13 protein-coding genes are annotated in these 15,050 nt (G+C 64.0%); 6 read left to right on the forward strand and 7 right to left on the reverse strand.

What is annotated here, in order from left to right; all coding sequences use genetic code 11:
• Positions 1 to 74: 74 nt before the first annotated feature.
• The 3 genes from polA to eno all read right to left on the reverse strand — a co-directional run bounded on the left by polA (position 75) and on the right by eno (position 7,628).
• Positions 75 to 3,074, reverse strand: a complete 3,000-nt coding sequence (polA, locus tag MMG94_RS17245; protein WP_026016231.1) for a DNA polymerase I — start codon at positions 3,072 to 3,074, stop codon at positions 75 to 77.
• 289 nt (positions 3,075 to 3,363) lie between these two features.
• Positions 3,364 to 6,075, reverse strand: a complete 2,712-nt coding sequence (locus tag MMG94_RS17250; RefSeq protein WP_016919865.1) for a valine--tRNA ligase — start codon at positions 6,073 to 6,075, stop codon at positions 3,364 to 3,366.
• A gap of 269 nt (positions 6,076 to 6,344) precedes the next feature.
• Positions 6,345 to 7,628, reverse strand: a complete 1,284-nt coding sequence (gene eno, locus MMG94_RS17255) for a phosphopyruvate hydratase (protein ID WP_016919866.1) — start codon at positions 7,626 to 7,628, stop codon at positions 6,345 to 6,347.
• Positions 7,629 to 7,907: 279 nt separating this feature from the next.
• On the opposite strand from eno, the gene MMG94_RS17260 reads away from it, so the two are divergent.
• From MMG94_RS17260 to MMG94_RS17275, 4 genes are all read left to right on the forward strand, one after another.
• Positions 7,908 to 8,663, forward strand: coding sequence for a hypothetical protein (locus MMG94_RS17260; RefSeq protein ID WP_016919868.1), 756 nt, complete (start codon positions 7,908 to 7,910; stop codon positions 8,661 to 8,663).
• Between the two features lie 61 nt (positions 8,664 to 8,724).
• Entirely contained in the window at positions 8,725 to 9,186 is a 462-nt protein-coding gene (gene queF, locus MMG94_RS17265; RefSeq protein WP_016919869.1) for a preQ(1) synthase, read from the forward strand.
• A gap of 39 nt (positions 9,187 to 9,225) precedes the next feature.
• Complete coding sequence (locus tag MMG94_RS17270) at positions 9,226 to 9,492, forward strand: type II toxin-antitoxin system Phd/YefM family antitoxin (protein WP_016919870.1); 267 nt, start codon at positions 9,226 to 9,228, stop codon at positions 9,490 to 9,492.
• Positions 9,489 to 9,875 (forward strand): type II toxin-antitoxin system VapC family toxin, encoded by a 387-nt coding sequence (locus MMG94_RS17275; protein WP_016919871.1) that lies wholly within the window; start codon positions 9,489 to 9,491, stop codon positions 9,873 to 9,875. Before MMG94_RS17270 ends, MMG94_RS17275 begins: the two co-directional genes overlap by 4 nt.
• Here the strand turns inward: MMG94_RS17275 and kdsA are convergent.
• From kdsA to MMG94_RS17290, 3 genes are read right to left on the reverse strand one after another with little or no spacing between them, the layout of a single operon-like run.
• A complete protein-coding gene (gene kdsA, locus MMG94_RS17280; RefSeq protein WP_016919872.1) occupies positions 9,844 to 10,707 on the reverse strand; it encodes a 3-deoxy-8-phosphooctulonate synthase in 864 nt (287 codons plus the stop codon). The two genes, MMG94_RS17275 and kdsA, sit on opposite strands and share 32 nt — an antisense overlap.
• The gene (locus MMG94_RS17285) at positions 10,704 to 11,354 is read right to left on the reverse strand and encodes a uracil-DNA glycosylase family protein (protein ID WP_016919873.1); all 651 of its coding nucleotides are present in this window, start codon (positions 11,352 to 11,354) and stop codon (positions 10,704 to 10,706) included. Before MMG94_RS17285 ends, kdsA begins: the two co-directional genes overlap by 4 nt.
• Positions 11,354 to 11,965, reverse strand: coding sequence for a glutathione S-transferase family protein (locus tag MMG94_RS17290; RefSeq protein ID WP_016919874.1), 612 nt, complete (start codon positions 11,963 to 11,965; stop codon positions 11,354 to 11,356). Before MMG94_RS17290 ends, MMG94_RS17285 begins: the two co-directional genes overlap by 1 nt.
• A gap of 130 nt (positions 11,966 to 12,095) precedes the next feature.
• Here MMG94_RS17290 and MMG94_RS17295 point away from each other — a divergent pair, with 130 nt between their 5' ends.
• On the forward strand, positions 12,096 to 13,643 hold the full coding sequence (locus MMG94_RS17295; protein ID WP_026016232.1) for a sensor histidine kinase: 1,548 nt from the start codon (positions 12,096 to 12,098) through the stop codon (positions 13,641 to 13,643).
• Between the two features lie 22 nt (positions 13,644 to 13,665).
• Here MMG94_RS17295 and MMG94_RS17300 read toward each other — a convergent pair whose 3' ends face one another.
• Positions 13,666 to 13,923, reverse strand: coding sequence for a con-10 family general stress protein (locus MMG94_RS17300; protein ID WP_026016233.1), 258 nt, complete (start codon positions 13,921 to 13,923; stop codon positions 13,666 to 13,668).
• A gap of 340 nt (positions 13,924 to 14,263) precedes the next feature.
• On the opposite strand from MMG94_RS17300, the gene queC reads away from it, so the two are divergent.
• Positions 14,264 to 14,983, forward strand: coding sequence for a 7-cyano-7-deazaguanine synthase QueC (queC, locus tag MMG94_RS17305; protein ID WP_016919878.1), 720 nt, complete (start codon positions 14,264 to 14,266; stop codon positions 14,981 to 14,983).
• Positions 14,984 to 15,050: the final 67 nt, after the last annotated feature.

The following is a 15,050-nucleotide window of genomic DNA, read 5'->3' on the forward strand; positions in this document are numbered from 1 at the left end:
GCAATCCAGAGCCACATCACGGCTCTGGATTGCTTCGTCGCTTGCGCTCCTCGCAATGACGGGAAGAAGTGGCCTCAATGCGCCTCATCCCAGTTCTTCGCCGCGCGCGCGTCGACATGGAGCGGCACGCTCATGTGAACGGCAGGAAGCGGCGCCTGCTCCATGATGCGGCGCGCGACAATGATCGTCGCCTCGGCTTCCGCCTCCGGCGCCTCGAACACCAGCTCGTCGTGCACCTGCAATAGCATCTGCGCATGGAGGCCTGCGTCCGTCAGCGCCTCATCCATCCGCACCATTGCGCGGCGGATGATGTCGGCCGCCGCGCCCTGAATCGGCGCGTTGATCGCCGCGCGTTCGTAGAAGGCGCGGTCCGAAGGATTGGCCGACGACATGCGCGGGAAGTGCAGTGAGCGGCCGAAGATCGTCGTCACGCAGAATTTTTCGCGCACCGTCTTCTTCGTCGCCTCCATGTAATCCTTAATGCCGGGAAAGCGCTCGAAATATTTCTTGATATAGGCGCTCGCCTCTTCGCGAGGGATGGAGAGCTGATTGGCGAGGCCGAAGGCCGATATGCCGTAGATGATTCCGAAATTGATCGCCTTGGCGCGGCGGCGCACTTCGGGCGGCATGTCCTTCACCGGCACGCCGAACATTTCGGACGCCGTCATGGCGTGAATGTCGATCCCATCCGCGAAGGCTTTCTTCAATTGCGGAATGTCGGCGATATGGGCGAGGAGCCGCAGCTCGATCTGCGAATAGTCGGCGGAAATCAGCACATGGCCGGGCGAGGCGATGAAGGCCTTGCGGATCTTGCGGCCCGCCTCGTTGCGCACGGGGATGTTCTGCAGATTGGGCTCCGAGGAGGATAGCCGCCCCGTCGTCGTCGCCGCGAGCGAATAGCAGGTATGGACGCGCCCCGTTTCCTTGTTCACGAAGCCGGGCAAAGCGTCCGCATAGGTGCTTTTCAACTTGGAGAGCTGGCGCCAGTCGAGGATGCGGCGCGCGAAATCATTGCCTTCGGCCGCGAGGTCTTCCAGCACGCTCGCCGAGGTCGACCACGCGCCCGTCGCCGTCTTCTTCGCGCCGGGCAGGCCCATTTTGCCGAAGAGAATGTCGCCCAATTGCTTGGGCGAGCCGAGATTGAAGCTCTCGCCCGCCAGCTCGAAAATATCGGCCTCCAGCCGCACCATCTCCTGCGCGAATTCGCCCGAGAGGCGCGAGAGCATGTGGCGGTCGATGGTGATCCCGCGCCGCTCCATGCGCGCGAGCGTCTCGACCATCGGGCGCTCCAGCGTCTCATAGACAGCGGCCTTGCGCTCGGCGGGCAGGCGCGGGATTAGCGCGCGCCACAGGCGCAGCGACACGTCGGCGTCCTCCGCCGCATATTCCGTCGCCTTGTCGAGGGCGACGCGCGCGAATCCGATGAAATTGCGTCCCGTGCCGGCGACCTGCGCGAAAGTGATGTTCTCGTGGTCCAGATGTTTCTTCGCGAGTTCGTCGAGGCCGTGATTGTTGCGCCCCGTATCGAGCGCATAGGAGATCAGCATCGTGTCTTCGATGGGGCCGACGGCGATCCCGTAGCGCGACAGAACCTCCAGATCATATTTCATGTTCTGCGCGATCTTCAGGACGGCGTCATCCTCAAAAAGCGGCTTGAGTTGCCTGATTGCGGTTTCAAGAGGGATTTGCCCGGCGACAAGATCGGCCCCGCCGAAAAGATCGCCATCGCCGCCTTCGCGATGGCCCAGCGGAATATAGCAGGCGCGGCCCGGTCCAAGCGCGAGCGACACGCCGACGAGCTCGCAGCTCATGGGATCGAGCGAGGTCGTCTCCGTGTCGAGCGCGACAAGGCCGGCTTCGAATGCGTCGGCGATCCATTGGTCGAGCCGCTCGATCGACATGACCGTCTCATAGCTCGAACGGTCGATTTTCGAGGCGAGCGCTTCGGCCTTTCGCGCGGCGGCGAGCGCGGAAGGGGCGTAGCCATCGGCGACGAGCTTGTGGGCCGCCGGTTCTTTCCGTTCTACCGGCTTCGGAGCCGCCGCATGGTCGACCTCGCCATTGCGCGCGCGCCAGCCGGCCGGGCCGACAAAGTCGGGATCGGGCTCGATTTCGTGAATGTCCACGCCGTAAAGCTCGCCGACGCGGCGCGTGATCGTCGTGAACTCCATCGCCTGCAGAAAGGCGACGAGCTTTTTCGCATCTGGCTGATGAAGGCCCAAATCATCGAGCTTCGTCTCCACCGGCGCATCGCGCACCAGCTCCACGAGCTTCTTCGACAAGCGGATGAGTTTGACGGCCTCCGGGTCCGTCAGCGCTTCGCGGCGCTTGGGCTGCTTGATGCCGGGCGCCTTCTCCAGCAAAGTGTCGAGATCGCCATATTCATTGATGAGCTGCGCGGCGGTCTTCACGCCGACGCCTTTGGCGCCGGGCACATTGTCGGTCGAGTCGCCCGCGAGCGCCTGCACGTCGACGACCTTGTCGGGCGTGACGCCGAAATAGTCGACGACCTCCGCCTCGTCGATCAGCCGCTCTTCGCGCGCGCCTTTCGTTCCAGCCGTCCCGGAGGCGGGGTCGTACATGGTGACGCCCGGATCCACGAGCTGCATCAGGTCTTTGTCGGCGGAGACGATGAGAACGTCCGCGCCCTTGGCGCGCGCCTGCGTCGCATAGGTGGCGATAAGGTCGTCCGCCTCATAGACGTCCTGCTCGATCGGCGTGAGCCCGAAAGCGCGCACGGCGGCGCGCATGAGCGGAAACTGCGGAATAAGGTCTTCCGGCGGCTCGGAGCGATGCGCCTTGTAATCCGGGTAGATTTCCTTGCGGAAGGAATTTTCGCTCTTGTCGAAGATGATCGCGAGATGGGTCGGCGTCCGGCCCGCCGCGCCCTCGCGCACGAATTGCAGCAGCTTCGTGCAGAAGAGCCGCACCGCGCCGGTGGGCAGGCGGTCCGAGCGGTAGTTGTATTTCGCATCCTGCCGGATCGACTGGAAATAAGCCCGGAAGACGAAGGAGGAGCCGTCGACGAGGAAGACGTGGGAGCCGGGGCCGACGGGTTTGTGCGTGAGAGTCATGGGCGCATTGTAGCGCTGGCTTGCCCCGCCGTCTTCCGTCATTGCGTCGCTTCGCTCACAAGGACAATCGCGTTTCGGGACGGCGGCGATCCGCGGTCTTGATGAAGGCCGCGGACTTTCCCTCCCCCCTTGCGGGGACGGCGGGGTGGGGGGAACGCCCGCGCAACGATCCAGATTGTCGACCCCCACCCTTAATCCCTCCCCGCAAGGGGAGGGACGCGGCTCGCGATCAGCGCCGTTATTGACAGCGGCTATCAGCTTGCTCTCGGGCGTCAGCGGGGAACGGGGTTTACGCGAGCCGCCCCAGCGCCGCCGTCAGCTTCTCGATCCGCGCCAGCGCCTCGTCGCGGCGTTCTTTGTGTTCCTCGATCACGTCCTCATCCGCCTTGGCGAGGAAGCCGGGATTTCCGAGCTTGGCGTCGACCTTCTTCACCTCGCCCTCGAGCTTGGCGATTTCCTTGGTCAGGCGCGCTTTCTCGGCGGAAAGGTCGATCACGCCTTCGAGCGGAATGGCGACGACGCTTCCGCGCACGATGATCTGCGCGGAAGATTTCGGCGCCGCGTCCGCAAAACCGATCTTCGACTGGCGCGCGAGCTTCCTGATCGTCTCCTCCCAGCGCGACGCCCGCGCCTGCAAGCCCGGGTCGGCGCCGATGAGCAGCAGCTCGGTTTCGGCGTTCAGATTCATCTCGGCGCGCAGCGAGCGGATTTCCGAGATGAGCTCGACCACCCAGCCAATCTCGCTCTCGGATTCGGCGTCTTCCAGACCCTCGAGGGACGGCCATGCGGCGAGAACAAGCAGGCTCTCGCGCCTGGGTCCGTCGGCGCCCTTGATCGCCCACAGCTCCTCGGTGAGGAAGGGCATGAAAGGATGCAACAGCGCGTAAATCTGGTCGAGCACGAAGGCGGTCGTCGCGCGCGTCTCGTCCTTCTCGGCGCCATCAGCGCCGGTGAGCAGCGGCTTCGACAGCTCCACATACCAGTCGCAGAAAATGTTCCACACGAAGCGATAGGCGGCGCCGGCCGCGTCGTTGAAACGATAAGCGTCGATGGCGGCGGAGACGTCGGCTGCCGTGCGCGCGGCTTCGCCCACGATCCAGCGATTGAGCGTGATCCTGTTGGCGCGCGGATCATAGTCGGCGACGCGCGCGCAGCCGTTCATCTCGGCGAAACGCGAGGCGTTCCAGAGCTTCGTCGCGAAATTGCGATAGCCTTCGACGCGCTGCGTCGAAAGCTTGATGTCGCGCCCCTGCGCCGCCATCGCCGCCAGCGTGAAGCGCAACGCGTCGGCGCCATATTCGTCGATGAGATGCAGCGGATCGATGACGTTGCCCTTGGACTTCGACATCTTCGCGCCCTTCTCGTCGCGGACGAGGGCGTGGATATAGACGTCGCGAAAGGGAATTTCTTGTCTGAAGTGCAGGCCCATCATCATCATGCGGGCGACCCAGAAGAAGATGATGTCGAAACCGGTGACGAGGACGTTGGTCGGATAAAAGCGCGCGAGCTCCGGCGTCTCGTCCGGCCAGCCGAGCGTCGAGAAGGGCCAGAGGGCGGAAGAGAACCAGGTGTCGAGCACGTCCTCGTCGCGCGTGAGCGTCACGTCGGCGCCGGTGCGCGAGCGCGCGGCGATATGCGCGGCCTCCTCGCTTTCCTCGACATAGACATTGCCGTCGGCGTCGTACCAGGCGGGGATGCGATGGCCCCACCAGAGCTGGCGCGAGACGCACCAGGGCTGGATGTTTTCGAGCCAGTCGAAATAGGTCTTTTCCCAGTTCTTTGGCACGAAGGTCGTGCGGCCCTCGCGCACGGCGGCGAGCGCCGGCTGAGCGAGCGTCTTGGCGTCGACATACCATTGGTCGGTCAGGCGGGGCTCCATCACGGCGTTGGAGCGATCGCCATGCGGGACCATGTGCTTGTGATCGTCAATGCCGTCGAGAAGGCAGCGTTCTTCCATCATCTCGACGACCAGCTTGCGCGCGGCGAAACGGTCATGGCCGTCGAGCGCGGCGACGGTCGCGGCGAGTTCCCCGGACGGCTCGACGCCCTCGTGGAAGTCGGCATTGGCGCCGAGCGCTATGCGCGCCTGCGCGTCGAGAATGTTGATGAGGCGCAGCCCATGGCGCTTGCCGACTTCGAAATCGTTGAAGTCATGCGCCGGCGTGATCTTCACCGCGCCCGTGCCCTTTTCGGGATCGGAATAGTCGTCCGCCACGATCGGGATCAGACGCCCGACCAGCGGCAGGCGCAGTTTCCTGCCGACGAGCGCCTTGTAGCGCTCGTCCTCGGGATGCACGGCCACCGCCGTGTCGCCGAGCATGGTTTCGGGACGCGTCGTCGCGACGACGATGAATTCGCCCGTCTCCTTCCCCGCGTCGTCCACGACCGGATATTTGAAGCGCCAGAGATGGCCCTTCACTTCCTGCTGCAGCACTTCGAGGTCGGAGATCGCCGTGTGCAGCACAGGGTCCCAATTGACGAGGCGCTTGTCCTTGTAGAGCAGCCCGTCGCGATAAAGTTGCACGAAGACTTTCGCGACGGCGCGCGAGAGGCCGTCATCGAGCGTGAAGCGCTCGCGCGACCAGTCGCAGGAGGCGCCGAGGCGCTTCAATTGCTCGACGATCTTGCCGCCCGACTCCGCTTTCCACTCCCAGACCCGCTCGAGAAACTTCTCGCGACCCATTTCGCGGCGGCCGGGCTCCTGCCGCTCCATGAGCTGGCGTTCGACCACCATCTGCGTGGCGATGCCGGCGTGATCCGTGCCCGGCTGCCACAATACGTCCTCGCCCTTCATGCGGTGATAGCGCACGAGAATATCCTGCAGCGTATTATTGAGCGCGTGGCCCATATGCAGGCTGCCGGTGACGTTTGGCGGCGGAATGACGATGGAATAGGGCGCGGCTTGCGCGCGTTCGGGCCGCCCGGCGCGGAAGGCTTGCGCGTCGTCCCACACATCGCGGATGCGGGATTCGATGGAGGCGGGATCGAAGGTTTTTTCCATGGTCATCGGGTTAAGCCGGGCGTTTGTTACAAAAATCCCTCCCCTTTACGGGGAGGGCAGCCCTGCGAAGCAGGGTCGGACGGGGTAAACTTATCGCACCTTACGTCATTGCGAGGAGCAAAGCTCCGAAGCAATCCAGCGGCGTCACGCGGGCTCTGGATCGCTTCGCTCGCAATGACGGCGGACAGCAAGGCCGGACCCCACCCGGCTCGCTTCGCTCGCCACCCTCCCCGTAAAGGGGAGGGATGGGAGCCCGCAGATTGCGGCTCTTACGCGAACTGCTTGAGCGCGCTCTTGCCGGCATAGATCGCCGCGTCGCCCAGCTCTTCCTCGATGCGCATGAGCTGATTGTATTTGGCGGTGCGGTCCGAGCGGGCGAGCGAGCCGGTTTTGATCTGGCCGCAATTCAGCGCGACCGAGAGATCGGCGATCGTCGAATCTTCCGTCTCGCCGGAGCGATGCGACATCACGGTCGTATAGCCGGCGCGATGCGCCATATCGACGGCGGAGATCGTCTCGGTGAGCGAGCCGATCTGATTGACCTTCACGAGGATCGAATTGGCGACGCCGCCCTTGATCCCCTGCGACAGGCGATCGACATTGGTCACGAAAACGTCGTCGCCGACGATCTGCGCCTTCTTGCCGATGGCGTCGGTGAGTTTCTTCCAGCCTTCCCAATCGTCCTCGGCCATGCCGTCCTCGACGGAGACGATCGGATAGGCGCTCACGAGCTTGGCGAGATAGGCGACCTGCTCGTCGATCGTGCGGGTCACGCCCTCGCCTTCATAGACATATTTGCCATCTTTGAAGAACTCGGTCGCGGCGCAGTCGGTGGCGAGATGCACGTCGACGCCCGGCTTGAAGCCCGCGTCCTCGATCGCCTTCATGATGAAGTCGAGCGCCGCTTCGGCGGAGGGAAAGTTCGGCGCGAAGCCGCCTTCGTCGCCGACCGAAGTGGAGAGCCCGGCCTTTTTCAGCGCGCTTTTCAGCGTGTGGAAGATCTCCGCGCCCCAGCGAACGCCGTCGCGGACATTGTCCGCGCCCGTCGGCATGATCATGAACTCCTGGAAGTCGATCGGGTTGTCGGCATGCACGCCGCCATTGACGATGTTCATCATCGGCGTCGGAAGCACCCGCGCCTGCGTGCCGCCGATATAGCGATAGAGCGGCAGGGCGCTCGCCTCGGCCGCGGCTTTGGCGACGGCGAGCGAGACGCCCAGAATGGCGTTGGCCCCGAGACGGCTTTTGTTCGGCGTCCCGTCGAGCTTGATCATCGCCTGATCGATCGAGACTTGATCCTCGGCGTCGAGACCGAGCAGCGCGCCGGCGATTTCGTCATTCACATTGTCGACGGCCTGCAGCACGCCTTTGCCGAGATAGCGGCCTTTGTCGCCGTCGCGCTTCTCCACGGCCTCATGCGCGCCGGTCGAGGCGCCCGACGGCACGGCGGCGCGGCCCGAAGACCCGTCCTCGAGCGTCACATCGACCTCGACGGTCGGATTCCCGCGCGAGTCGAGAATTTCACGGGCGTGGATGTCGATGATCTCGGTCATTAATGGGCCTCTTACGTAATGCGCCGCGAAGCAGCGCCGCCTTTTAGCCTTATTAATCGGCGCGGGAAAGCCTGACGGGCGCTATTCGTCGCGGCAAGCTTGTGCGGCGCGGCGGCCGGGCCGCCCCCGAGCGCTTATGAATCGGGTTGACGGCGGCCCGGCGGGGGCTACCTTGAGCTATATCAAATAAAAAGCGAGAGTTGCGGAACATATTCCATTGCGCCCGCAATGAAGCCGCAGCCTCCCAAATGAAGAAAAAGACAGAGGCGGGAGAGAAACATGAGTTTCGGACGAAATCCGGTCGGCCTCGCCATCGCCGCAAGCCTGATGGCGGCGCAAGCCGCGACGGCGCAGACCGCCGAACATGCGGCGGCGGTCAAGGCGGCGATGGACAAATCGCTTCCGCGCGCCGGAACCTGCGCCCCCGTCTCCGAGGATTTCATGGGCTGGCCCGCCGCGCTCGTGCAGCGCTGCGAATATAGCCAGGGCGTCGCCTATCTTCTCGACGTGAAGCCCGAGACCCTCGCCAAATGGATCGAGACGGGGTGCAACGCGCATGAGTCCGGCGTCGCCGCCTGTTTCGACCGCATGCTGAAATGTTCGGTCGAAAAGTCGAATGCGACCTTCGTCATCGGCGGCAATCTCGCGGCCGAGCGCAAGGGCTCCGTGACGAACATGTTCTTCCGGAACGGCGTCGTCATCGCCGCGCCGGCGAACGGCAAGTCCGACCCCGTGCCCGTCGCGGAGCAGGAGAAGCTGGCGAAGACGCCCAAAGCCGCGGTCGAGGGGCTGCCGGGCGGCGGCGGCGTCGCCTTCTGGCATACGATGCCGTTTCAATTCGCCGTCAAGGCGATCGACCTCGGCGTTCCTGCTGAAATGAACACCCCCGACCGACGCCAGAAATGGCTGGAGATCATCCGCGCCGAAATGCTGGCGGCGCTCAAGACCGACGGGAACCGCTTTCTGTCCGGCTGGATGACCGCGCATCCGATTACGCTGCGAACGGGCGAATGTGCGGACGACCGGGATCCTTAGTCGGAAGAGATAAGGAGAGGCTTTACTTGACCTCCCGGGCGCGCCGTTATCTTTAGCCTCCATGACCAAGACCCATGACGGCGCGCTTCTTCTCGGCGAGAAAGCGGCGCTGCCCGCTTCGCCCGACGACGCCGAACTCGACCTCGTGCCCAATCCGCACAAGGACGCAGCCTATCTCGTGCGCTTCACCGCGCCGGAATTCACCTCGCTCTGCCCGGTGACCGGCCAGCCCGACTTCGCCCATATCGTCATCGACTATGTTCCCGGCGAAAAACTCGTCGAGTCGAAGTCGCTGAAGCTCTATCTCGGGAGCTTCCGCAATCACGGCGCCTTCCACGAAGACTGCACGATCCGGATCGCCCGCGACCTCGTCGCGGCCATGAAGCCGAAATGGCTGCGCATCGGCGGCTACTGGTATCCGCGCGGCGGCATTCCGATCGACGTCTTCTGGCAGACCGGCGCGCCGCCGGAGGGCCTGTGGCTGCCGGACCAGGGCGTGCCGCCCTATCGGGGGCGGGGATGATTTTTTGACCTGGTGGTCATGCGTGGCTACTATGCTCACATGCCGACCGTCACGATCAAAGAAGCTAAGAACCGCCTCACCGAACTCGCTCGGCAAGTCGAGAAAGGCGAGACGGTCGTGGTTACGCGGAATGGACGCCCTGTCTTCGACCTTGTTCCGCACCGGCCTCAGGGAGGTTTGCGTCGAAGCGCGATCGAGGCGTTCAGAAAAGCGCATGGCGGCCAATTAGTCTCGAATCTTGCTGAAGATTTCGACGCGCCCTTGCCCGAGGACTTTTTGTTGAAGCCGAGACCGGAGATAGGATGAGGCTCCTCCTCGATACGCATATTTTGCTCGCTGTGATCGATAACAAGCTGGAAGCCTTCGGACCACAGATCGGCGCGCTACTGAAAAATACAGAGACGGAGTTCGTCGTGAGCGCCGCCAGCCTTTGGGAGATCGCGATCAAGCGCCGGCTCGGAAAACTCACGCTCACTGTGCCGATTGATATTTTGCCCTCGGCCCTCGACAGCTTCGGAATCGAACTTCTATCGATCCACCCCGCCCATGTGCTGGCCGACTTCGAACCCAAACCACCGACCCGAGATCCCTTTGACCGCCTTCTGCTCGCGCAATGCAGCGTCGAGGGCCTTCGCCTGGTGACTGCCGATCGAGCGCTTATCGATCATCCTCTCGCTGCGGCGAACTAGAGACCGTCTTGGTTAACCGGTCAAAAGCCAAGAGCGTTTCAACCATCTCTCCTAATTCGCGCAACGGAATTTGCGTCGCGCCGTCGGATAGCGCCTTGTCGGGATCGGGATGCGTCTCGATAAAAATCCCCGCGACGCCGACCGCCACGGCCGCCCGCGCCAGAGTCGCCACGAAGCGCCGCTCGCCGCCGGACGATGCTCCGCGTCCCCCCGGCTGCTGGACGGCGTGGGTCGCGTCGAAAATAACGGGCGCGCTTGTCTCGGCGAGGATGGGCGGCGCGCGCATGTCGGCGATGAGCGCGTTGTAGCCAAAGCTCGTTCCGCGCTCGGTGACGAGGACGCCGCTCGCCCCCGCCGCGCGGGCCTTCTCCACCGGGTGGACCATGTCCCAGGGCGAGAGGAACTGACCTTTCTTAATATTGAGCGGCCGGCCCGTGCGCGCCGCCGCCACGATCAGATCCGTCTGCCGGCAAAGAAAGGCCGGGATCTGCAATAGGTCGGCGACTTCGGCGACAGGCTCGCATTGCCAGCTCTCGTGAATGTCGGTCGTAACCGGCACGCCGGTCTTTTCCTTGATTTCCGCGAAGATGGGCAGTGCGGCCTCCAGGCCCATCCCTCTTTGCGAGAAACCGCTCGTGCGGTTGGCCTTGTCGAAGGAGGCCTTGAACACGACCCCGATCGCCAGCCGGTCGGAGAGCCGCGCAAGCTCCATGGCGACTTCCAGCGCCATCTCCCGGCTCTCGAGCGCGCAGGGGCCGGCGATCAGCGCCATTTTCCGGTCGTTGCCGAATATTGCGCGGCGCGCGCCCTCTCCAATGGCGACAATGCTCATGCCGGCTTGTCGCATGTTCCGACAAGCCGGGCGACCTCGGCGCGAAGCGCCGGCAGAACTTCGGCTTCGAACCAGGGATTTTTCTTCAGCCAGCCCGTGTTCCGCCAGGACGGGTGGGGGAGTGGGAAGATCAGGGGCCGCGCGCCCTGAAACTCCCGCCAGCGCGCGACCGTCTGCGAGACGCTCGCCCCTTTGGGCAGGCCATGACCGAGACGCGCGAAGTGATAGTCCTGCGCATAGCGTCCGATGGCGAGCACGGTTTCGATCTTTGGAAGCGCCGCGAAAAGCGGATCGTGCCACAGCTTGCGGCATTCAGGGCGGGGCGGCAGGTCGCCGCCGGCGGCGTCATTGCCCGGAAAGCAGAAGCCCATGGGGACGATGGCGATCCGGGAGACATCGTAGAATATGTCGCGATCGACCCCCATCCAGTCGCGCAGCCGCTCGCCGGAGGGATCGTTGAAGGGGACGCCCGTCTGATTGACGAGATTGCCTGGAGCCTGGCTTGCGACGAGAAGCCGCGCGGTAGGGGAGACCCGGAACACCGGCCGCGGATCGTGGGGCAGGGGCGCGGCGGCGTCGGCGCAGCGGCGGCAGGCGCGGATTTGCGTCGCCAGCGCCTCCAGTTTCGCGGCCTCCTCGCGCGCCATCAGGCCGCCGCGCTCGGGCGCGCGCCCGTCTCGGCCCGCCAGCGCGCGAGATTGGCGAGTTCCGCCGGGATGTCGATCCGCGCCAGTTTGGTCAGCTCCAGGGCGACGAAGGCGGTGATGTCGGCGATAGAGAAAGTTTCTCCCGCGACGAAAGGACGGCCGGCCAATTCGCGGTCCAGAAAGCGCATGGCGTCGATCGCACGCGGACGCTGTGCGGCGGCGAACTCCGGCATTTGCGGCTGTTCGAGCGCCGCCAATCTCGGGTGGCTGTGCCGGAAGGCGAAGGCGACAGGCATGAAGAGGGCGAACTCCATTCGTCGTTGCCACATCTCGACGAAGGCCTGATCGCGGCCGTCGCGCCCGAAGAGGTTCGGCTCGGGGTGAAGCCATTCAAAGTAACGGCAGATGGCGACGGACTCGGTCAGCACAGCGCCATCGTCGAGAACGAGCGCGGGAACCGCGCGCAGAGGGTTAACGCCTTCAAAATCGGATCGCTTATGCTCGAGGGTCATGAGGTCGACCGGGCGCGTGGGGACGCAAACGCCCTTCTCGGCGAGAAAAATCCGGACTCGCCTTGGATTCGGCGCGAGCGGCGAGTCGTAGAGCAGCATTGCCGTCCTCTCAGGATCCAACCCGGATCTGGTCCAAATCATGGCGATTTGTGAGTGGGCTGTTAATGTTTCCCGGTGATTATCACGGATATCGATATTGAGTTAGTTCCGTCCTGCGTGCGTGGGAAGAATGAGTGAAGTCACCGCCGAGATGATCGAGCGCGGCCGCGGGCTCGATCCGCAGACGGCGACGCAGAAGCGTCGCCTCGGCGCCCGGGTGCGCCAAGCGCGCGAGCGGCTGACGACCTCCGATACGGGCCATCGCGGCGCCGATCTCGAATTGCTGCGCGCCTATGCGGAAACGAGGATCAATTCCGCGTTCTCGGCGGTCGCGCTGATTTTGATGATGTCGCTGCTCGCCCTCTATTGGGTGTCGAGCGAGCGCATCGTGATCTGGCTGGTGCTCGCCTTTTCGAGCCTCATCCTCTGTTACGGCATGGCCAAGAACCTCCAGTCCGTCGCGGACGACAAGGTGACGGTCAAGCAGTGGCGCAAGAAATTCGTCGGCGCCGAGCTCGTGCACGGGATCGTCTGGGCCGGCGTTGCGGGGATGCTGCTCGCCGTCAAGGATCCCAACGCCCGCACGCTCGTCATCGTGATGCTCGTTCTGTCGTCGGCCTTCAACACGATGGTCACGGCGACGATACCGGTGGCCGTCTACGCCGCCATTGCGCCGAGTTCGCTGACGGCGATCGGCTACATCGCTTATGTCAATCGCGGCGGCGGCGACGATACATTCGTCGCGCTGCTCGCAACAATCGTCGCGACGCAGGTCTTCTCTTTCGTCCTCGCCCGGCGTTTCCATAAGCTCGCCTCGGAAAGCCTGTTCTTTCGTTCCGAGAAGAACGACCTGATCGCGGAGCTGGAGCAGGCGAACGCGAATATGGACGAAGCGCGGCGGCGCGCGGAGGAGGCCAATCTCGCGAAATCGCGCTTTCTCGCCACGATGAGCCACGAGTTGCGCACGCCGCTCAACGCCATTCTCGGCTTTTCGGAAGTGTTGAAGGGCGAGCTTTTCGGCCCGCACGCCAATCCGGCCTATCGCGACTATTCAAACGACATCCATTCGAGCGGCCAGCACCTGCTGATGCTGATCAATGAAATTCTCGACCTTTCGCGCGTCGAAGCCGGTCGCTACGAGCTGAAGGAAGAGAGCGTCTCGCTCGTCAGCATCGCGCAGGAATGCCGGCATCTGCTGACGATCCGCGCGCAGAAACGCGACATCAAGCTCGTCGAATCCGTCGAGCCCAGCCTGCCCCGCATCTGGGCCGACGAGCGCGCGGTGCGTCAGGTCATCCTCAATCTCTTGACCAACGCCATCAAGTTCACCCCGCAGGGCGGCCAGGTGACGCTCAAGGTCGGCTGGACCAGCGCGGGCGGCCAATATATCGCCATCAAGGATACGGGCCCCGGCATTCCGGAAGAAGAGATCGCCACCGTGATGTCGTCCTTCGGGCGCGGCACGCTCGCGCAAAAGAACGCCGACGAAGGCACCGGCCTCGGCCTGCCGATCGTGAAGGGGCTGGTCGAATTGCATGGCGGCCAGTTCATGTTGAAGTCGAAAGTGCGGGAAGGCACGGACGCCATCGTGGTGTTCCCGCCACAGCGCGTGATGAACGCCCTGCCGAAATTCGACACGCCGAACCATAAGCGCGCGGCGCGTCGGACCGCCGCCTGACTGAGGCGGCGGATCGACTTCTTTAGCTCTGTGGGCGTTGCCCGTGAGACGCGTGACCGCCTTTGCGCCCGGCGGTCGCGGCGAGCGTGCGGTCGCGGGAAAAGCTGCGATCTTTCGGCGCGACGCTCTGGCCGCCCTTTCGTCCCGCTTGCGCGGCGAGGTCGTGATCCTGCGAGAAGCTGCGCTTCTCCGGCGGAACGGCTCTGCCGCCCTTGCGGGCGATCTCGATGCGCTTCTCCTGATCCATCGACGCGAAGCCGCGATAAGTTGATTGTGCCATTTTCGCCTCCTGAAGGGGTCGCTAAACAATCAGTAAACTGTGCGCAAAGGCGAACTTGGCAATCGGTTTGGCGGGCATTATCCATTTGCCGGCGTTCGAGAAAGCCTTCGCTGGCGCGACATGAGGGCGGAAGCTTCTTGCGAGACAAAGGCTTCGACGCATGGTTCGTCTAGCCGCCCATTTACGCATAAATTTCATGCATCGCCGGATAGGCTGCTTCCGCTCCCGCTTGTCGCGCGCGCTGAAATTCATGCGCGCTTGCAGCTTCGGGACGCCGACGTAAAATATCGGGACGCGTTCCCTTAGAAACGAAAGTGCCGCCTTGGCCTCCATTTGCAATATGGCGTCGAGCCAAAATGAGGGCGCGTCGGCGCTCGTGCTGTTCTCGGGCGGGCAGGATTCGACGACTTGCCTCGCTTGGGCGCTCTCGCGATTCCAGCGCGTCGAGACCGTGGGCTTCGATTACGGTCAGCGTCACCGGGTCGAGCTGGAGCAGCGCGCGGTTCTGCGCGAGGGGCTGGCGCGCCTTTCCGCTGAATGGCGCGCGCGGCTCGGCGAAGATCACACGATTTCGATCGAAGCGCTCGGGGCCATCTCCGACACCGCTCTTACCCGCGACGCCGAAATTGCTCTCAGAGATGACGGGTTGCCGACGACTTTCGTGCCGGGCCGCAATCTGCTTTTTCTGACCTTCGCCGCGGCGCTCGCCTATCGGCGCGACGTCGCCGACCTGGTCGGCGGCATGTGCGAGACGGATTATTCCGGCTATCCCGATTGCCGGCATGAGACCATCCGCGCCCTCAATCGCGCGCTGACCCTCGGCATGGGGATGGATCTCGAAATCCATACGCCGCTGATGTGGATCGACAAGGCCGCCACCTGGAAATTGGCGCGCGAACTCGGGGGCGACGCGCTCGTGTCGCTCATCGTCGAAGACACCCATACCTGCTATCTCGGCGAGCGCGGCAAGCGCTTCGACTGGGGGTATGGCTGTGGCGAATGCCCGGCCTGCCGGCTTCGCGCCGCGGGGTGGGAGAAGTTCGCGGCCGCGGTCGCTTAGGCCGCAAAGGGGCCTCGGCCGCGCCGTCGCGGATAAAGGCGTTCAAGAGACGTAAAGCTCCCCCCCC

The sequence above is a fragment of the Methylocystis parvus OBBP genome (assembly GCF_027571405.1).
Lineage (GTDB): Bacteria > Pseudomonadota > Alphaproteobacteria > Rhizobiales > Beijerinckiaceae > Methylocystis > Methylocystis parva.